The organism is Collimonas sp. OK412 (genome assembly GCF_900112135.1).
Classification (GTDB): Bacteria; Pseudomonadota; Gammaproteobacteria; order Burkholderiales; family Burkholderiaceae_D; genus Collimonas; species Collimonas rhizosphaerae.
Genome location: NZ_FOLC01000022.1, coordinates 1 through 17,947, shown reverse-complemented (window position 1 = coordinate 17,947; position 17,947 = coordinate 1). Strand labels below are relative to the sequence as shown.

Genomic DNA, 17,947 nt, shown 5'->3' with positions numbered 1-17,947 from the left:
TGATTTTACCCCGGCAGGTCTGATGCGCTTGTGCCGCGGCAATCAGTTGCCTGCAGATTGTGCGGCTTCTTCTATCATCGCCGCCACTTCCTTGGCCCGCGAGATATAGATGGTATGGGCGCCATCCACTTCCACCGTGTGGCTGTGGGCGCGCGCCGCGTACATGCGTTCCAGGTCCGGGTTGATGGCGCGGTCCTGTTTCGCCACCATATACCAGCTCGGCTTGACGCGCCAGGCAGGATTGGTGATCAGCGTGGTGTTGACGCGCGCTGCCGCCGGTATTTGCGAGCGGGCCATGAATTCGGCCTGGTCGGCCGGCAGGTCGCCGGCAAAATCTTCATGGAAATGGGCCGGATCGACAAAAACGAAACCGTCCGGCGTGGTCACGGTGCGGATTTGCCCGGGAATCTTGTTTTTGTTGGAGGCAGTGGATTCGCCGGCATCCGGCGCGTGTGCGGCGATGTACACCAGCCCGGCGACATGCGGATCGGTGCCGGCCTGGGTGATGACGGCGCCGCCGTAGCTGTGCCCGACCAGGATGCTCGGCCCCTGCTGGCGGGCCAGCACGCGCACCGTGGCGGCGACATCTTCGTCCAGCGAGGTCAGCGGTTCCTGCACCATGTTGACGTTGTAGCCGTCCTTGGCCAGGATGTCGTACACGGGTTTCCAGCCGGAAGCGTCGGCAAACTGGCCATGCACCAGCACGATATTCTTGACCGGAGCGGCGGATGCCGGCGCCGCAGCGAAAGCCAGCAGCAAAGCGGAAGCAATTGCGCAAGCAATGCGGGTTGGGGTGAGGGAGATGTTCATCATTATTCCTTGGTGGTGGGGGCACGGGGTTGGACTACAGGTACAACGTTCCCGTAGTATGGTTTTCGTGCTCCGTCAGCCTGATGACCAAGTGATGACAAAAAAATGACAATGCCTGGCGTTGCGCCGTTCTGTTGCCGTCGAATTGACGCAACGTAAGGAATTCCCGACGGCGGTTTCTCCCGTGCCCACCTGGAAATCATGATTTCCTGATGCCTCCTGTCCTTCGGATTGATTAACATTTCTGCTGAGGGAGTATCAAAACAAGATTGCATTTTTGGAAATGCATCTGATTTCATGTTAACAACCGAAGGCAAGCAATGAAGAATGCAGACGACGCGGATGAGTACACCAAGAATGCCAACAAGATGCTGGATGCCGTCATGGCCAAGCTGGAACTGAAAAACGACGCTGCACTGTCGCGCCGCCTTGAAGTTGCTCCCCCTCTCATCAGTAAAATCCGCCATGGCCGGCTGCGGGTCGGCGCATCCATCCTGATCAGCCTCCATGAAACCAGCGATATTTCGATTGCCGAACTGAAGAGTTTTTTTTAATGTGCAGCGGTATGTTCCAGGGCGGCCCTGCATTTTAGTCCTGATTGCCATGGGGGATCCTTTGAGCGGCAGGCATCAGCTGGATGCTTAGATAAGGATTTTCACCATATCCTGCCGCATGAGGTATCCTCGGAAAAACCTCGTTTGTGTCCTCACATGGCGGCAGGAACCTGAATGATGAGCTTGCGCTGGCGTCGTCGACTGATCGTAATGCTGTGGCTGATCTGCCTGCCGACGGCGGCAATCTGCCAGCAGCTGCCATTGCGTTATTACAGCCAGTCCGATGGTTTGGCAAACATGGCCCTTACCTCCTTGGCGCAAGAGCCAGGCGGCTACCTCTGGATCGGGACTCAAAACGGCTTGTTCCGCTACGACGGCGCGCGCTTCCAGCGTTTTGAGCTAGAGGGCTTGTCCGCTCAGTTTATAACCGCATTGCATGTCGACGGCAGCGGCCGGCTGTGGGTCGGCACCAGCGAAGGTTTGTACCTGTGGCAGGGACAGCGTTTTGTACCGATGCAATTTAAAAATGTCCAGTTCACCTTCCATGAAGGGCAGACCTTTGCAACCCTTGGGCCGGATCGCCTGCTGGTGCTGAGCCGGGACCGGTTATGGCTGGTGCAGTCGGCGGACCACGGCCATTCCTGGCAGGCGCAGGAATTTTTCGAGGCAGGGCAGCTGTCGCACTATCCCGATATGCGGACCTTGTTCAGCATCCATGTCGGCTCGCACGGGGACCTGTGGATGGGGTGCGAGCGCGCGCTGTGCCATTACGACCAGGGAAAGCTGCAGGTTCTGGGCAAGGAAAGCGGTTTGCCCGCCGGGGAAAATTGGCGCGCCATCCTGCATGACCGGCAAGGGCAGCTCTGGGTGCGCGGCGAGCACAAGATCTTTATGCTGCCGGCCGGCGGAGATCTCTTTCAGGACCGCTCGCCAGACCAGAACGATCAGAAAAAGGCGCACGGAATTCCATTCCTGGCGGCGGACGCCGCCGGCCGGATTTTCAGCCGGCACGACGAAGGCATCATCCGCTGGAACGGCAAGCGCTGGGAATCCTTTGGCGAGTCCAGCGGGCTGATCGTCGGCGGCGGGATCAACGCCATCCTGTTTGATCGCGACGGCGGTGTCTGGCTCGGATCGCTGGGACATGGGCTGGTGCATTGGATAGGTTATCCGAATTGGGAGAACTGGACCTCCAGGCAAGGCCTGCCCAACAACGTCGTGCTGTCGTTCTTGCGCGACCGGCAAGATTTGCTGCATGTAGGTACCCGTTCCGGCTCCGCCATATTGCAGAAGAATGGGTATTTTTCCGTTACGCCGACAACCTATGGCGGCACATCCCACCAGTGGGGGAACATGGTTGAAGACGCCAAAGGCAATGTCTGGACCGGCTCGCTTTCAGGACTCCTGGTGCGCCGCGGGCGCGGCGCCGAAGCGGAGGTCAAGGTGGCTCAGCTGCCAACGATCAACAGCTTGTTTTTCGATCAGTCGGGACAACTATGGATTGCTACCGAGATAGGCATTTACAGCATCAGGGAGCCGCAATCCATTCCGGTTCCGGTTCCGGTAAAAGTAACGGAGTTTCCATCCATTGAGGATATCAACGCCTACCAGGGGTGCCAGGGCCGGACCGGGGTGCTGTGGTTTGTCACAGACAAGGGGCTGCTGCGTTTTGACGGCGTGCATTGGCGTAAGCCGCGGACCAAGCCGGCGGCGCAGGTTTTCCAGCCTAGCGCGATAGCCTGCACCCGTGGCGAAATATTGTGGCTGGGCAGTGAAGCAGGGAATGTCTGGCGCGGCGTCGACCAGGGCGAGACGGTGGAGATCAGTGATGTTACGCCGTCGCTGCTGCTGGATCAGGCAGTGACGGCGCTGTTCGAAGACAGGCGCGGCTGGTTGTGGGCAGCTACGGACGCCGGAATCGGCGTATGGAATCACAAGCAATGGCGGTTTTTCAACCAGGAAAGCGGGCTGGTGTGGAACGACACTGACCTGAACTCCTTTTATGAAGACGGCGACGGCTCGATGTGGGTGGCAACCAGCGGCGGCGCATCCCATATCCTGCGGCCGGAATCGCTGTTCGCGCCATTGCAGCTGGATGTGATGGTGGAAAGCATCGCGCGCGACGGCGAAACCCTTGCCCGCGGCCAGCCTGTCCGCTTGCCGTGGAGCTCCGGCCCGCTCAATTTCAAGCTGGCGGCATTGTCCTACCAGAACCGCGAGACCCTGAATTTCCGTTACCGGATGCAAGGGCTGGAAACTGGCTGGTCCAAGACAAACGTCCCCGAGGTGCGCTATGCGGCTTTGCCTCCCGGCCGTTATCGTTTCCAGGTGGCGGCTGACAATCCTGCCATGCAGGCTTATTCGTCGATGGCGGAAGTCGAGGTCGTGATCCTGCCGCCGTGGTGGGGGACCAGGGTTTTTTATGCCTCCTGCGGGATGCTGTCGCTGATGCTGCTGTACCTGATGCATCGCTACCGCGTCCGCAGGCTGGTCGCGCGCCAGCGCCTCAAGGAACGGCAGGCGCGCGAACGCGCCTATGAACTGGAAGCATCGCGCGAAGAAGAGCGCAAGCACCTGACGCGCGAAATCCATGATGAACTGGGGCAGCACCTGTCAGCGTTGCGCATGGGGGTATCGGTGGTGGGACTGGAATTCGGAGAGAAAAACCCGTCGCTGCAAGGAAAAATCGAACGCATGGTGACGCTGGTGGACGGCACCATCAAGGTGGTGCGCAATGTCGTCTCGTCGCTGCGTCCGTCGGCGCTGGACATGGGGATAGTGTCGGCGCTGGAGTGGCTGGCCGAGGAATTCAGGGACAATACCGGCATTCCGTGCAACCTGTTTGTGTGTGAAGAAAACATCATACTGGATGATCAGCGGGCGACCACCATTTTCCGCATCGCGCAGGAATCATTGACCAATATCAGCCGCCATGCGCAAGCGAGCCAGGTGGAAATCAGCCTGGAGAGAAAGGAACAGCATTATCTGCTGGAGGTGCGCGACAACGGCAGGGGATTTGACGCCAGCGTGCAAAAGAAGAAATCGTTCGGCCTGATCGGCATCCGGGAACGGACGCTCATGCTCGGCGGCGAGGTTGCCATTTTCAGCGTGCCTGGCGTCGGCACCACGATCAAGGTGTCGATTCCCATCGCCGATGCGGAGCTGGACCAATGACAGCCGGAGACAGAGGTCACTCGATAAGGTTGTAGGTAATCGCGTAGCGCACCAGCTCGGCGTTATTCTGGAAGTTCATCTTTTGCATCAGCCGCGCCTTGTGGGTGCTGACCGTCTTGTTGCTGATCGACAGCTCTTCCGCAACCTGGTTGACGCTTTTGCCGCGCACCAGCAGCCGCAGGATATGGAACTCGCGATCGGACAGGAGTTCATGGGGCGGACGCTGGTCGGAGCTGCTGGACTCGAACACCATCTGTTCCGCCAGTTCAGGGTCGATGAAACGGCCTCCCGCGACCACTTTGCGGATCGCGTTCATCAATGTTTCCGGTTTGTTATCCTTGGTCAGGTAGCCGGCGGCCCCGGCAGCCAGGGCCCGGCGTGCAATCGGCAGTTCATTGTGCATGCTGAGGACCAGGACCGGCGGATAGGATTCATGGGCGCGGATGCGCTGGATGAGGTTGACGCCGCTGACGCCCGGCATGGTCATGTCGAGCAGCACCAGGTCGATCCCGCCTGCATGCAAGGCATCGAGTACCTGCCCGCCGTTGACGGCTTCTCCGGCCACCGTCACCTCTTTGCCAAGAGCGAACAATTGTTTCAATCCTTCACGCATGATCGCGTGATCGTCGGCAATCAGTACTCGTATCATGAATCCCTCAATTCACTTCACCATGGATGGAAATGCCAGTCCTGATCTTTGCGTCTTGATCTGGCATCCGTGGAACAGCTGTTTCTTTCCGTCATTATCACGCACCTCCAGCCTCTGATGGATTCTTTTCGTCATGGCGTTCGTGTTGCCGATGTTGTCCTCGCGTCTTTGCTGTTTGTTGCTTGACATGACGACAACCTCCTCCCTGCCTGCCGGTAGAAAGGAAATCCCTACATAAAGTTCAGGATGTGACGATATTTCCCCTGTTGAAGAATGGTTATTCTCGCGGTCTGGTTTGTTTGTAAAAATCACATCTGAAGAGAAGGTTAGCATGGTAGTGGCAAGCAAAGGTTTTACCTTGATCGAATTGATGATCACGATCGCCATCATTGCGATTCTGTCGGCGATTGCCTATCCAAGTTATACCGATTATGTATTGCGCGGTTATCTGGTGGACGCCACCAACGGCATGGCGTCTGCGCAAGCGCAGCTGGAGCAGTTTTACCAGGATAATCGGAAATACACCAATGGTCCCTGCGCCAGCGATACCAAGAATTTCACGTTTACTTGCGATCGAGCAGACCAGGAATATACCATCACGGCTAATGGCGCCGGGCCCGTCGGCGCTTTTACTTACACCTACAGTTATACGGTTGCCAAGGGGCTGATCAAGGCCACCACGAGTCTGAAAGACGGCTGGGGCAGCACATGCGGCAGCGCCTGGATTGTTAAAAAAGGGCAGCCGTGCGCGTGACGCTATCGCCGTCCGGCGGCCGCGGTTTCAGCCTGATCGAGTTGATGGTCACCATTTCCGTGGCAGCGATCCTGATGACGGTAGCTTTGCCGTCGCTCACCAACTGGATTCAGAATACCAAGGTCAGGTCCACTGCCGAGGCCCTGCAAAACGGCATGCGGCTGGCAAAAACCGAAGCTGTGCGGCGCAGTCGCCTGGTTGACTTCCGGCTCACGGCAGTCACGCCCCCTGCCAAGGACGCCGCCACCTCGAAAACCGGCAACAACTGGTACGTGCAGGAAAACGGCGTGTTGCTGGCGGCCGATGCCAGCGACCCCTCCAGTTCCTATGTGCAAGGCTCTTCACTGGCCGGCGCAAATGCCAATGTCGCGGTCGCCGGCGATGTCGATATATTGACTTTCACCAGCCTCGGGCGGCTCAACAACACAGGTAAGGCGCCTTATATATTCACGATCTCGAATGCCGGCGACCGTCCGCTCTGGATCGTCGTTACGCAAGGCGGGCAGATCCGCATGTGCGACCCGAACATTACTTTGTCCAACTCCACTCCGACGGGATGCTAAATGACGAATCACTCTCTGAAACGGCAAGGCGGCTTCATGCTGATCGAGGTGCTGGCGGCGATCCTGATCTTTTCGTTCGGCATCCTGGGGCTGGTCGGATTGCAGGCCGCAACCATCAATAATTCCATCAGCGCCGAAGACCGCAGCCAGGCTGCGTTGCTTGCCGATAACCTGGTCGCCACCTTGTGGAGCAAGGGCAAACTGGCCACGGGCAGTTGCGATCTGCTGTGCGCAGCCGACGGCGGCAATGCCAAGGACTATACCAACTGGCAGGCCAGGGTGAAGGCCGCGCTGCAAGGCGGCAGTGGGGTAGCCACACTCGACGCCAGCAATGCAAAATTAGTCACTATCACCATCAGCTGGACCGCCGCCGCAAAGAGCAAGACGGCCGCCGCCAGCCATACATATACGACCGAGGTAGCCGTGCAATGAAAAAGCAATCGGAAAGCATGGCGCCGCTGATGCGTCCGCCATTCCAAGGCGGCCTGAGCCTGATCGAGCTGATGGTGGCGATGGCCATCGGACTAGTGGTGTCGCTGGCGATTTTCAGCGTGATTTCGGTCAGCGAGGCGCGTAAAAGAAACACCACCGGCGCGAATGACATGAACCAGAACGGCGCGTTTGCGCTATACCAGCTGGACCAGGCCATCAGGAGCGCCGGGACCGGTTTTTCCCAACAGTATACGCTGACCTTCGGTTGTGCGATCAACGCCAAGAATAGCGGCAAGGCGATGATCCCGCCGGCCTCGCTGCCGGATCCGTTTTCCAACCTGACGGCGAATATCGGTGCCTTTCGTATGGCGCCGGTGATTATCTCGCAAGATCCGAACGGCAAGCTTTCCGATACCCTGATCGTGATGGCAGGCTCCGCCGGCTATGGTGAAATGCCGATCGAGTCGACCAGCGCTCCCACTGCCAGCCCGAGTGCGCTACACCTGCTGAATACGCTGTCTTTTTCTGCAGGACAGCAATTGCTGCTGGCCGAGCGTCTTGGCGACAGCAGCGGATCGCTACCAGCATGTTTGATTGAGTCGGTTGATACGGCGTATTCGGGCTCAGCGAGTACCGGCGTTTTGCCGCTGGGCGGGCAATTTTATACCGCCGGCACAGACAAGGCTCTGACTAGTTATTCGTCCAACTCGGTTGCTCTCAACCTTGGTTTCACCCCATCGCTCCAGCTTTATGGCGTCGGATCTAATAATGCCTTGGTCGCCTTCGATCTATTGAATGGCACTGCGACCAGTGTCGACCAGATTGCCGATGGCGTGCTCGAGATGCACGCGATCTACGGTGTTGACCAAGCCAACAACGGCACCATCGCATGGACTGCGCCTACCGGCAGCTACGCTGCCAGCGCATTGCTGGACGGCAGCGTCGACGCCGGCAAACGAATTGCCGCCATCAAGGCAATCCGCATCGGCTTGATCACCCGCTCCGCAGTGGAGGATAAGAACGTTGTTTCACCGGCGACCCTGCCATTCATGTTCGGCGACACGGATTTTCCCTATGCCAAGACCTTGAACGAGGCGGAACAGAAATTCCGATATCGCGTGCTGGACGCTACGATTCCCCTGCGCAATGCGCTCGTGGTAAGCAACTGACGAAGGCATGCCATGATTTCATCTCTCTATTTTTCATCTGCCCAATTAGAGTCAGGCGACTTGCACCAAGCGGCCACCGCCAGTCTGCCCTCAAACCGACGCATGAGGCAGCGCGGATCGGTCTTGGTCATGGCCCTGATTTCCCTGCTGATACTGATGCTGGCCAGCGTGGCGCTGATCAGTTCGACTGATACGTCTTTACTGACAGCAGGCAATCTGGCCTTCAAGCGCGATCTGGCGAACCAGACCGAACGCGCCGTAGCCCAGGTCCGGACCAAGTTTGTCAGCGGTGCGCTGGTGTCGGAGACGGTTCTGTACAGCGACCAGCCGGACCAAAATTACTGGGCTCATGCCTTGCCGTCGACCTCGCAAAAATTGCCCGGTATACCGGACGTATTGGTAGCCTCGGCAAAAAAGGACGACATCACCGACACAGCAACCGGCATTCGGTTGCGTTACGTGATTGACCGGATGTGCATGCCGGGCACGACTGTGCCCGACAAATCGACTTGCACCATGGGTTCTTTTGTCGACGACAAAGGCGGGACCGGCGACACCCCAAAGGTGAGCATAGACCTGGGGCCGGTCTATCGGATCACGATCATGGCGCTTGGCCCGCGCAATACCCAAACATTTACCCAGACCACCTTTACTCACTAAAGTGCAGGCGGCTGACTGTTACATTTTTATCCGTTTGGCATAAACAGGAGCATCAGTACATGAATCGAATCCCGAAAGTGCGACAGGCGTCGCATTGGCTGAACGGCCTGCTGCTGGCAGCGCTGATGCTGGGTAGCGCCGGCGCGCCAAGTGCGGCGCAAGCGCAGACCGCGCTTAACGACACACCGATGTTCAGCAACATCATCGTGCCCTCCAATGTACTGCTCGCCTTATCGGTTGAATGGCCTACCGCGATCAGCCGCGCGCATACGGATCCGTATGCATCGGGTACAACGTTTATCGGTTATTTCGATCCTGGCAAATGCTACGACTACGATAATAACAACGGCTATTTTGCGCCAAGCAAGGCCGCCAATAACCACGTCTGTTCAGGACAATGGAGCGGCAATTTCCTGAATTGGGCGACTACGGCAACCATTGACCCTTTCCGCTGGGCGTTGACCGGCGGCTATCGGGTAGTAGATACCAAGACTGCCACGGTATTGCAAAAGAGTTTTGCGCCGACAAATCAAGGAGGAGCGAGCAAATTTCCGGTCCAGACCATTACCAATGATGCCGCGACGATCAGCGGAGCTACGCCGTTCAGCGGCAAGAACTGGAATAATATTTATGTGCGTGTGTATAACTTGGGGACTTCGATGCGGGTGTCGAACACGAATGACCGCACCAATATTCGCGCAAGCGCGGACACGACTTTTCCCGTTTTCGTTACCAGTGGGTATAAGTCGAACGGAAAGGACGCCCCGGCGTCGAGCACGACTGACGGCAGTACCTACGACATACCGGTATTGGTCAAGGTCTGCGATCCAAAGGCGGTGTCGCTGGAAGCCAACTGCACCAAATATGGCAGCGGTATATACAAGCCCACCGGTTTGATTCAAAACTACGCCGACAAATTGCGCTTTGCGGCGTTCTCATATCTCAACGATCCGAACCCGCTGCGCGATGGCGGCGTATTGCGCGCCAGGATGAAAGCAGTCGGCCCCAGGACGCTGGTGCCGGGTTCGACCAGTATCGATAACCTGCAAAAGGAGTGGGACCCCGATACCGGCATCTTTGCAGATAATCCCGACAACGCCGACGCCGCAGCCACCGGAAACGTCACCGGCAGCACCATAAGGAATAGCGGCGTCATCAATTACTTGAATAAATTCGGCCTTGCCGGCCACAGCTACAAGTCCTCGGATCCGGTTAGCGAATTGTATTATGCGGCGCTCCGCTATCTCAGGCATGTAGGAAACGTTCCTGAATACACAGACGGCCTGACTGATGCGATGGCAGACGGTTTTCCGGTAATTGACAGCTGGGACGATCCGGTCCAGTATGCGTGCCAGAAGAATTTCATTATCGGTATCGGCGACGAAAATACCCACGCCGATTCAAATCTTCCTGGAAGCGCCTTTAACTGGAACGCTCAGTCCAGCCAGGACGCAACTAAAAAAAATCCAAGTCAAGAACCGACCATGCCAGCGAATGTCGCATCGGACGTGCCGGCGTCGAAGCAGGATAAATGGCCATTCAATGTCACGGACGCAACCAATCAGGTTGGAACTCTGGAAGGCATAGCTAATCTTGGAACGACTTACCTGGCATTGTGCGGCAGTTGCCAGCAGAGTACTTATTTTATTGCCGGCCTGGCCTATGCGGCCCATACCAGCGATTTGCGGCCCAACGATTTTACTAAAACTGCACGCGATGCGAATGGCAATCTATCAACGTCTAAATTGTTCAAGACTACCGCCACCACCTACTGGCTGGATGTGATGGAAGGTGGGATAGAGAGCGGAAAAAATCAATACTGGCTGGCCGCCAAATACGGCGGCTTTGCGATTCCTGGTGGTTATAGCACCTATGGGAATACCAGCCCGTTGGCGCAATCGAGCTGGAACAAAGCTGGCGACACGGATCGGAACAGCGATTTGCGGCCGGATAATTATTACGATGCAGGCAAGGCTAACCTGATGGTGTCGTCCCTAAGCGATGCCTTTAAAAGCATCAGTTCAGCATCGCAGTTTTCCTCGTCGCTGGCGGTGTCGTCTCCCAACAACATCACCGATGGCACGGTCAGCTATAGCACGCAATATTTCTCTGCCAACTGGTCGGGCGACTTAGTTGCCAGCACGTTGCAGTTCGATGCGACCAGCGGTCAAATAGCCTCAGAAACATCCTTATGGGATGCGCGTGCGCTGCTGGAGGGACAAGCGGCTGCCAGCGGCAGCGGCAAAAAGCAGGTCGCAGGCTGGGACACACAACGCTTCATCGCTACCAGCGATGGCGGCCAAGGCGTGCCGTTCCGCGCCGCCAATATTAGCGACGCAGGCAATGCCGCCGCCCTGGCCGTGGCAGGCACGAGCACCGAGGAGGTAGTCAATTTCCTGCGCGGCGACCGCAGCAAGGAAGGCAAGCCATTCCGTCAACGCGCTTTTCTGCTAGGCGACATCGTTACGTCCAAGGCCTATCCGGTGGCCGCGCCGTCAGAACGTTACGCAGATTCCAATAATCCAGGCTATAGCAGCTTCGTCGGCGCCCATAAAACGCGCGGCACGGTAGTGTACGTTGGCGCCAATGACGGCATGCTGCATGCTTTCGACGGCGGCTCGACCGGCGGTAAGGAGCTCTTCGCCTACGTGCCTAGCTTCTTGTTCCAAGGACCATCCGCCACTCCTGCCGTGAGCGGCTTGGCTGCGCTGACCAGCGCCAATTACGTCCATCATTTTTATGTCGATGCGACACCGGTGAAGACCGATGTCGATTTTGGCAAGGCCGGCGGCGCCAAGACTGCTGCGGATTGGCGCACTTTGCTGGTGGGCGGCCTGGGCAAGGGCGGCAAGGGCTATTATGCGCTTGACGTTACCGATCCCGGTGCGCTGAGCGATGAAGCCAATCTCGCCAAAGCTGTTTTGTGGGAATTTACCGACCCCACCATGGGTTATAGCTACGGCCCGGCCATCGTGGTTAAAACCGCCAAGTACGGCTGGGTGGTCATCCTGACCTCGGGTTATAACAATGCTGACGGCAAAGGCTATTTTTATATCGTCAATCCAAGCAACGGCAAATTGCTGGAGCCGCCGATTTCCACCGGCGCCGGCAGCGTCAGCGCGTCGGCCGGCCTGGCTCAGGCGTCGGCCTATGTCGGCGACTATACCGATTACACGGCCGACGCCGTGTATGCAGGCGATTTGCTGGGCAATGTCTGGCGCCTGGATTTAACCAAAACCACCGGCGCCGGTTACGATGCGCCGACGCAAATCGCTTTGCTGACGGATTCGTCCAACGCAGCTGCGGTACAGCCTGTCACCACCCGGCCGCTGATCGAGGTTGACAAGAATTCATTGAAACGCTATGTGCTGATCGGCACCGGCAAGTTGCTGGCGGACAGCGATATCAAGAGTAGCCAGCAGCAAACTTTTTACGCCATCAATGATGGCACCGGCAGCCGCTTCGATACCAGCGCGACCTTGCCGGCCGCCATCGGAAAATATCCGATTACCCGCGCCAACCTGAATAACAATACTAATGTGATAAACGGCATTGGAGCAACTCCTCAAAAGCCGTCCGGCTGGTATATCGATCTGGGTCTGAACGCTAACAATATTGCGCAGCGCGTGACATCGCAAGCAGCCGTAACCGGCGGCATAGTATCGTTTGCCGCCAATCTGCCGGATGGCGATGTCTGCACTCCCTCAGGAAGCAATGATAATTATGCCGTCAGCTACGGTACCGGCAAATCACAATATTCCGATCTGCCGTTTGTAACTACAGCGGGACTGAACAATGGCATCTATTTTGGAATAGTGAATGGAAAAGTCAAGGTGGTGACGGGTAATACTTACGGCAAGAACAATTTTAATGATCCCGGTACGCCCTTGAACAATCCATTTAATCGCTTGAACTGGCGGCAGATTCCAGTTGCGAATTGATGGTTTCCGCAATGCCTTATCGAGACTGGCCGTGTATGGCAGAATCGCGCGGCGTGAGCGATATGCATCGCTTGCTTGGCATTGCGGCATCCGTGCTGTTCCACATGTCGTTAATGATGCTGTGGTGGCATCACAGCAACCTGGCGGGATTGTCGTCGGCGCTTGCCGCCGCAGGGACGGAGAATGGCGTCGAGGTGCAGCTCATTGCAACGGCGTCTCCTATCGCCGCAGGTGCGTCACCCTCGATTGCAAGGAAACCGCTATTGGATGAGACCCAATTCGCCCAGTCGCGCCAGGAACGCAATACGATCGAAACAACTGCGTCTGTGCCGCCGGCGCCGATATTTTACGGGCCGCAAGAGGTGGACAAGGGCGCTTTGCCATACAGTGCACCCGATCCGGATTTGCTGGCAGGCGTCGCGGTCTCGGGGTTGCCGATCCGGGTGCGTCTGTATATCGACGCCAGCGGCGCGGTGACCCGGATCGACAAATTGCAAATGATTGCCGACGATCAGCAAGCGCTGGAGCGAATTGAGGCAATGTTGCGCGATACCTCTTTCATGCCGGCCAGGCTGAAGGGGGCGGATGTGAATTCGTATCAGGACCTGGAATTTCATATCAGTCCGGAACTGAATGGCGCGCCCGAGTAGGGGCAAGAGGAAGGTAAGGGGCGGTGAGGAAGAAAACCAAAATCGACAGGCGGTGATGATGGGACGGTTCAGGTTCAACGACATTTGGCAATTCATACGGTCGCAAAACAGTCATCTGAGAATGACCGATTTGGCGGTGGGAAGCATCCTGGGTATGTTGATGGGAGCGGCACTGGCGGTCCTTATCGTGTTTCGCCTGGACCGAGAGACGTGGAGCCCCGACCTGATTTTATTGAGCGGTTTATGTGGCGCCGGGTTATTTGCTTTTTTTATCTACGGCTGCCTGGCCCTCGATAGGACCAGGGAATTTTCTCAGCGAAAAACTGACCGGCGCTGCGATATAGGCTAGGCGCTGGCGTCCGAAGTTTTTATCCCTACATCAAGATCAGAATCTCCCGATATACCTCCCGGCAGGCTCTGATTACCCTGAGTGCGGCGCAATGGCTGCCAAATGCGTTTTTCTAGGATTTCGCATCCTTCTTTTTTCATAACGAGGCGATTCAATGCACACTGATGGTTTTCTGCGGACAGGATGTTCTCTTTTTGGAGTGGTGTTGCTAAGTTACATGCTGTTTTCCCCGGAGGCGATTGCAGGCGCCACCCTGGCGAAAATTCGGGATACCCAGACTATCACGGTCGCCTATCGGGAAACCACGGCGCCGTTCTCATACCTTGACGCGGACAAGAAACCGATCGGCTTTACAATCGACCTGTGCTCGAAAATTATCGAGGGCATACGACAGGAGTTAAAACTGCCGCAGCTGAAAGTGAGCTATCTGGCGGTGACGCCTTCCACCCGCATAAACGCCGTCACAAGCGGCCACGCCGACCTGGAATGCGGCACAACCACCAATAACGCCGAGCGCCGCAAGCAGGTAGCGTTTACTGTCCCACATTTTTTTGCTGGTGTGCGGATGGCGGTGCGCACAGATTCGGGTATCAAGAACTGGATAAATTTGCGCGGAAAAGACGTTGTGACAACCAAGGGAACCACTACTGTCAAATTATTGAACGACAGAAACAAGGTGAGAGCGCTGGCCTTGAATCTGATTGAAGGAGCCGATCACGCCGAGTCGTTCGGCATGCTGGAAAAAGGGCAGGCCGCTGCGTTCGTGATGGACGACGTTATCCTGTACGGCCTTCGCGCGAATATGACGCACCCCGAAGAATTCGCAATCGTCGGCGATGCGATGTCGGTCGAGCCCTATGCCATCATGCTGACCAAAGAAGATGCGGAGTTCAAGGCATCGGTTGACCGGCAAATGGCGAACATGCAGAACGACGGCGATTTCCGGAAGATCTACGGCAAATGGTTCATGAACCCGATTCCGCCGCTAGGCAAGAGCATGAACATGCCGATGGGATACCTGCTGCGGGATTCGATTCTTTACCCTACCGATAAAATCGGGGATTGAGTTGCCTGGATGCGCCGCCCGCACGGTGATGCGGGTGGCAGCCTGCGGATAAGCCGCGCGGGGCGCGATGCGATTACATCACCAGCGCCTGCTCCGCATCCAGCACCTTGCGGCGGGCCAGCGCCAGGTTGGATTTGCTCTTGTCGAGGACCACATAGATGAACAGGCCCTCGTGCTTTTCTATCGGCCGCAGGATGTGGTACTGCTTGCCGAGGGTAATCAGGATATCTTCGATGGTGTCCTGCAGGCCGAGGCTTTTCATGGTCTTCAGCTTGGCGCGCACCACCTCGGTATTGCCGGCCGCCGCCAGTTCCAGGTCGACGCCCGAACCGCCGGATCCCAGGATCATCCCGCTGTTGCTGTCGACGATTGCCGCGGCCAGCGCGCCATCGATGTCCAGCAGTGTCTCAACGATAACAGTCATGTTGCTCATGTTTTTCCCTTATGTATGTAGATAGCGGCGTTGGATGGAACAGACGCGTCGCCGCCGGCCGGCCAGCGGCGGCGATGCGTGGAATTTTCGCCCTGGGTCGTAGATCGCGATTTCCTGTCCATCGAGCGTAGTCATGACTACAGCGATGATGCCGTTCCGCGACAAGCCGATCTGGTTGAATACGTGATGGCCCGTGATTGATGCAGAAGCAAGATTGGCTTTGCTTTCCATGCGAAGTCATGTTGTTGTCAGCAGCGATGAAAATACGTCCAGCGCATCCAGCATCTGTGATTTTTCGCGTACGTCTGCAGTCATCATCGGGACCGCCATGCCCAGTGCACTGGTCAGTTCCGACGCAAACCGGTTGCTGTCCTCGATGCTGACCGGGCGCGCCAGCAGCAGCATGCATGGCATGGTTTCGGAAACGGAAAAGACGGTGCGCAGATATTGCTTTGCCGTGTGGATGGCATCTGCGTCATTGGCGTCGATCATGACGATGACGCCGATTGCCATGGAGAGCAGCCAGCCGCGCATGAAGTCGAAACGGTCCTGTCCCGGGCTGCCGTAGATATGCAGCTGTTCGCCGCCATCCAGCTCTACCACGCCGAAATCGGCGCCTACGGTCGTGCTGGCCTTGGCTGAAGAGGCAGGATCCATGTTGGGGACATCGCAATCGACCATCAGGTCTCCGCACAAAGAGCGGATGGCTGTCGTTTTGCCTATGCCCATCGGCCCCAGGAGGACAATTCTCAGTATGCTCACTAGCGGGTCGTCTCCAGCTCTTGCGAACGGGTCCGGCCCAGCCACTGGTTGATTTTCTTGACAAATAATCCGACGCCGCTTTCCTTCTGCTCAGGGTGGAACTGTTGGGCCGGTTCTTGGGCGGCCGGCAGCTTGCTTCGTTCGACCAGCACTTCTTTCTTTCTCAGTTCGCCAAGAAACAGATAAGCGTCGCGTTCCGACAAGCCGCCGTATACGAGGAGCCACCGCCAGTCGACGGATTGTTTGGTCATGACCGCAAGGATTTTCTGGAAATTGACAGCCGAAAAATCGTGCTCCAGGCTGATCCACCTGGAGATGCGATAGGTTCTTTGGGAGAGGGGATCGGACGCATCGTCCATGCCGCTTGTCCCGGTCTTCATGTCGAGTATCCGCAAGGCCGCCCGGTCCAGTACATTGATCAGGTCCGACAGGCGGAACTTGGCCGGCAAGGTCATGTCGCCTTTGCCGGCAGGATGATCGGGGGATGCCGCAACCCAGATGCAGATGCAGTTGGCCGGCAGCGTCTCCAGGGGATTGAAGACGGACGGGTCGAGCAGCGCTACCGAGGCAACCCTGGAGTCGGACGGAAGCCAGCGGAATACAGTCTTTTCATTCGCGATCGGCATCATGAGTTCATACCGCAACAGTTCTTTTTCAGCGAGGTGTTTGACAGAAATAAAGACAGTCTTACGCATCGCTGCAACCATATCGATGGATGGCATTCCGGGCGAATGCCTGAATATTTTCTGTCGGCGGATACGGCATGGTTTTCCCCTTGAAGATGCGCTAGATCGTTAGCTCCGGTTTTCTGCAGGGACAGTGTCGTGCAAGACATGCCCTTTGACCGGTGAACTTGCCGCAAGGGTAAGCAATGTGCAGGGGCCAGGCTATCAGGGGATCTTGATATTTGCGCGGGATCCGGGAAGCGCCTTGTAGGGAATTCCTTACGCCGGCCATGAAGCCGTCATTGCCGTGGAGATCGATTGGCGCAAGCATTTGCCGCCCATGGCGTTGGTTTTTTGAGATATGCCAACTGGCTGGCGATGCCGGGATTGGAGGAAATGCTTACCCGAAATTCAGGATTGCCTGATTGAAACATTCTTTCGCATTGTTCATTATCGGCGCCAGGAAATCATCCTGGCGTCGCAGGCAGCCGGCGCCGGAATTTTCAGCTTGATAACGGGTTGTGTCGCGGATTGTGTCGCGGATTGTGTAGCGGATTGTGAACCTTGCGAATTATCGCGTTTTGCCGGGATCGATGGAGTAGACCACATGGGACAGAAAATTTCAGACGACGACGCCTTGTCGCTGGCGCAAATACTACGTTCTTTCGACCTGGATGAAACGACCAGCGCCGCGCGATTCGTGGAGAGCCTGACTTTCGATGCGATTTTTCGTGAAGAGTGGGAGCGTATTTGCGGCAGCCAGTATCAATTCCATTTTTATGACAGGCTCGCCGACGCTATTTTCGACGCGCTGGAAAACCATGGGGATCTGGAAAATTCCGTGCGGGAGAGGGCAGGCCAGCTGCTTCGGGAAATTGAGGCGCGGTATACCAGCCTGCTTGGCGAGATCCAGGCGCAGTACGAATGGATTTGCAAACACATAGTTTCCATGGGAAGCCGCAGGGACGGCTCAAAGACGGAGTTCTTGCCTTTCTGACCAGGGCGGCCGCGTCCCGATGTAAATGTTGAATCCCTTTTTACCGGATGGAAAAAGTTGATGTTCCGGTTATCTTGATTTTTTTGGAAAATGCGATGCCTGGTTTTATGAAACTGCTGTGTGTATCAATTTTGACTGGCATGGCTTTGAGCGCGTGCGGCGGTGGCGATAGCGCCGGGGAGAATTCCAGTTCAAGCGGTAGCACAACGGCGACCAGTACCACCTCATCAGGTACTGGCAATACATCAACCGGAACGGGCGGCACGTCAACCGGAACGGGCGGCACGTCAACCGGAACGGGCGGCACGTCAACCGGAAC

The 17,947-nt window shown here is 56.8% G+C and carries 19 protein-coding genes; 11 read left to right on the top strand and 8 right to left on the bottom strand.

From position 1 onward, the window contains the following. Nucleotides 1–42 precede the first annotated feature (42 nt). Nucleotides 43–810, bottom strand: a complete 768-nt coding sequence (locus BM062_RS19435; RefSeq protein WP_092399880.1) for an alpha/beta hydrolase — start codon at nt 808–810, stop codon at nt 43–45. 320 nt (nt 811–1,130) lie between these two features. Between BM062_RS19435 and BM062_RS19430 the strand changes: the two genes are divergently transcribed. Continuing rightward, nucleotides 1,131–1,364 carry a hypothetical protein gene (locus BM062_RS19430; RefSeq protein ID WP_092399878.1) on the top strand — a complete coding sequence of 78 codons (234 nt, stop codon included), beginning with the start codon at nt 1,131–1,133 and terminating at the stop codon, nt 1,362–1,364. A 174-nt stretch (nt 1,365–1,538) separates the two neighbouring features. After that, nucleotides 1,539–4,538: a sensor histidine kinase gene (locus BM062_RS19425; RefSeq protein WP_092399876.1), complete on the top strand. Its 3,000-nt coding sequence runs from the start codon at nt 1,539–1,541 to the stop codon at nt 4,536–4,538. Nucleotides 4,539–4,554: 16 nt separating this feature from the next. Here the strand turns inward: BM062_RS19425 and BM062_RS19420 are convergent, their stop codons facing one another. Both BM062_RS19420 and BM062_RS25270 read right to left on the bottom strand, forming a co-directional pair. Beyond that, nucleotides 4,555–5,187, bottom strand: a complete 633-nt coding sequence (locus BM062_RS19420) for a response regulator (RefSeq protein ID WP_092399874.1) — start codon at nt 5,185–5,187, stop codon at nt 4,555–4,557. 12 nt (nt 5,188–5,199) lie between these two features. Beyond that, nucleotides 5,200–5,535, bottom strand: a complete 336-nt coding sequence (locus BM062_RS25270) for a hypothetical protein (protein ID WP_139220131.1) — start codon at nt 5,533–5,535, stop codon at nt 5,200–5,202. Between BM062_RS25270 and BM062_RS19415 the strand changes: the two genes are divergently transcribed. From BM062_RS19415 to BM062_RS19375, 8 genes are all read left to right on the top strand, one after another. Continuing rightward, a complete protein-coding gene (locus BM062_RS19415; RefSeq protein WP_092399872.1) occupies nt 5,519–5,941 on the top strand; it encodes a type IV pilin protein in 423 nt (140 codons plus the stop codon). The two genes, BM062_RS25270 and BM062_RS19415, sit on opposite strands and share 17 nt — an antisense overlap. Beyond that, complete coding sequence (locus BM062_RS19410) at nt 5,932–6,504, top strand: GspH/FimT family pseudopilin (RefSeq protein WP_092399870.1); 573 nt, start codon at nt 5,932–5,934, stop codon at nt 6,502–6,504. The genes BM062_RS19415 and BM062_RS19410 overlap by 10 nt, the downstream gene beginning before the upstream one ends. Further along, entirely contained in the window at nt 6,505–6,936 is a 432-nt protein-coding gene (locus tag BM062_RS19405; RefSeq protein ID WP_139220130.1) for a PilV family protein, read from the top strand. Further along, nucleotides 6,933–8,105 carry a PilW family protein gene (locus tag BM062_RS19400; protein WP_092399866.1) on the top strand — a complete coding sequence of 391 codons (1,173 nt, stop codon included), beginning with the start codon at nt 6,933–6,935 and terminating at the stop codon, nt 8,103–8,105. The genes BM062_RS19405 and BM062_RS19400 overlap by 4 nt, the downstream gene beginning before the upstream one ends. 129 nt (nt 8,106–8,234) lie before the next feature. Next, nucleotides 8,235–8,765 (top strand): pilus assembly PilX family protein, encoded by a 531-nt coding sequence (locus BM062_RS25980; RefSeq protein ID WP_254785167.1) that lies wholly within the window; start codon nt 8,235–8,237, stop codon nt 8,763–8,765. 59 nt (nt 8,766–8,824) lie between these two features. Further along, entirely contained in the window at nt 8,825–12,706 is a 3,882-nt protein-coding gene (locus tag BM062_RS19390) for a pilus assembly protein (RefSeq protein ID WP_092399862.1), read from the top strand. Next, entirely contained in the window at nt 12,706–13,356 is a 651-nt protein-coding gene (locus BM062_RS19385; protein WP_217647617.1) for a hypothetical protein, read from the top strand. Before BM062_RS19390 ends, BM062_RS19385 begins: the two co-directional genes overlap by 1 nt. A 503-nt stretch (nt 13,357–13,859) precedes the next feature. Continuing rightward, nucleotides 13,860–14,771, top strand: coding sequence for an amino acid ABC transporter substrate-binding protein (locus BM062_RS19375; RefSeq protein ID WP_092399856.1), 912 nt, complete (start codon nt 13,860–13,862; stop codon nt 14,769–14,771). A gap of 73 nt (nt 14,772–14,844) precedes the next feature. Here the strand turns inward: BM062_RS19375 and BM062_RS19370 are convergent, their stop codons facing one another. Genes BM062_RS19370 through BM062_RS19360 form a run of 4 tightly spaced genes read right to left on the bottom strand, consistent with a single transcriptional unit; the run spans nt 14,845 to nt 16,595 of the window. Beyond that, nucleotides 14,845–15,204, bottom strand: a complete 360-nt coding sequence (locus BM062_RS19370) for a hypothetical protein (protein WP_092399854.1) — start codon at nt 15,202–15,204, stop codon at nt 14,845–14,847. Between the two features lie 9 nt (nt 15,205–15,213). Continuing rightward, nucleotides 15,214–15,435, bottom strand: a complete 222-nt coding sequence (locus BM062_RS25265) for a hypothetical protein (RefSeq protein ID WP_139220128.1) — start codon at nt 15,433–15,435, stop codon at nt 15,214–15,216. 6 nt (nt 15,436–15,441) lie between these two features. Then, nucleotides 15,442–15,966, bottom strand: a complete 525-nt coding sequence (locus tag BM062_RS19365; RefSeq protein ID WP_254785166.1) for a GTP-binding protein — start codon at nt 15,964–15,966, stop codon at nt 15,442–15,444. Next, complete coding sequence (locus BM062_RS19360) at nt 15,966–16,595, bottom strand: hypothetical protein (protein ID WP_139220127.1); 630 nt, start codon at nt 16,593–16,595, stop codon at nt 15,966–15,968. The genes BM062_RS19365 and BM062_RS19360 overlap by 1 nt, the downstream gene beginning before the upstream one ends. A 643-nt stretch (nt 16,596–17,238) precedes the next feature. On the opposite strand from BM062_RS19360, the gene BM062_RS19355 reads away from it, so the two are divergent. Continuing rightward, on the top strand, nt 17,239–17,628 hold the full coding sequence (locus tag BM062_RS19355; protein WP_092399850.1) for a hypothetical protein: 390 nt from the start codon (nt 17,239–17,241) through the stop codon (nt 17,626–17,628). A gap of 40 nt (nt 17,629–17,668) precedes the next feature. Here BM062_RS19355 and BM062_RS25680 read toward each other — a convergent pair. Continuing rightward, nucleotides 17,669–17,947 (bottom strand): hypothetical protein (locus tag BM062_RS25680; protein ID WP_175501091.1); only part of this gene is annotated, 279 nt, incomplete at its 5' end.

Excerpts from the sequence above, each read along its gene's own strand:
- BM062_RS19420 (WP_092399874.1), bottom strand. The coding sequence starts at position 5,187 with ATGATACGAGTACTGATTGCCGACGATCACGCGATCATGCGTGAAGGA.
- BM062_RS19360 (WP_139220127.1), bottom strand. The coding sequence starts at position 16,595 with ATGATGCCGATCGCGAATGAAAAGACTGTATTCCGCTGGCTTCCGTCC.
- BM062_RS19405 (WP_139220130.1), top strand. The coding sequence starts at position 6,505 with ATGACGAATCACTCTCTGAAACGGCAAGGCGGCTTCATGCTGATCGAG.
- BM062_RS19375 (WP_092399856.1), top strand. The coding sequence starts at position 13,860 with ATGCACACTGATGGTTTTCTGCGGACAGGATGTTCTCTTTTTGGAGTG.
- BM062_RS19430 (WP_092399878.1), top strand. The coding sequence starts at position 1,131 with ATGAAGAATGCAGACGACGCGGATGAGTACACCAAGAATGCCAACAAG.
- BM062_RS25265 (WP_139220128.1), bottom strand. The coding sequence starts at position 15,435 with ATGGAAAGCAAAGCCAATCTTGCTTCTGCATCAATCACGGGCCATCAC.
- BM062_RS19425 (WP_092399876.1), top strand. The coding sequence starts at position 1,539 with ATGATGAGCTTGCGCTGGCGTCGTCGACTGATCGTAATGCTGTGGCTG.
- BM062_RS19385 (WP_217647617.1), top strand. The coding sequence starts at position 12,706 with ATGGTTTCCGCAATGCCTTATCGAGACTGGCCGTGTATGGCAGAATCG.
- BM062_RS19390 (WP_092399862.1), top strand. The coding sequence starts at position 8,825 with ATGAATCGAATCCCGAAAGTGCGACAGGCGTCGCATTGGCTGAACGGC.
- BM062_RS19415 (WP_092399872.1), top strand. The coding sequence starts at position 5,519 with ATGGTAGTGGCAAGCAAAGGTTTTACCTTGATCGAATTGATGATCACG.
- BM062_RS19370 (WP_092399854.1), bottom strand. The coding sequence starts at position 15,204 with ATGAGCAACATGACTGTTATCGTTGAGACACTGCTGGACATCGATGGC.
- BM062_RS19400 (WP_092399866.1), top strand. The coding sequence starts at position 6,933 with ATGAAAAAGCAATCGGAAAGCATGGCGCCGCTGATGCGTCCGCCATTC.
- BM062_RS19435 (WP_092399880.1), bottom strand. The coding sequence starts at position 810 with ATGAACATCTCCCTCACCCCAACCCGCATTGCTTGCGCAATTGCTTCC.
- BM062_RS25980 (WP_254785167.1), top strand. The coding sequence starts at position 8,235 with ATGGCCCTGATTTCCCTGCTGATACTGATGCTGGCCAGCGTGGCGCTG.
- BM062_RS19355 (WP_092399850.1), top strand. The coding sequence starts at position 17,239 with ATGGGACAGAAAATTTCAGACGACGACGCCTTGTCGCTGGCGCAAATA.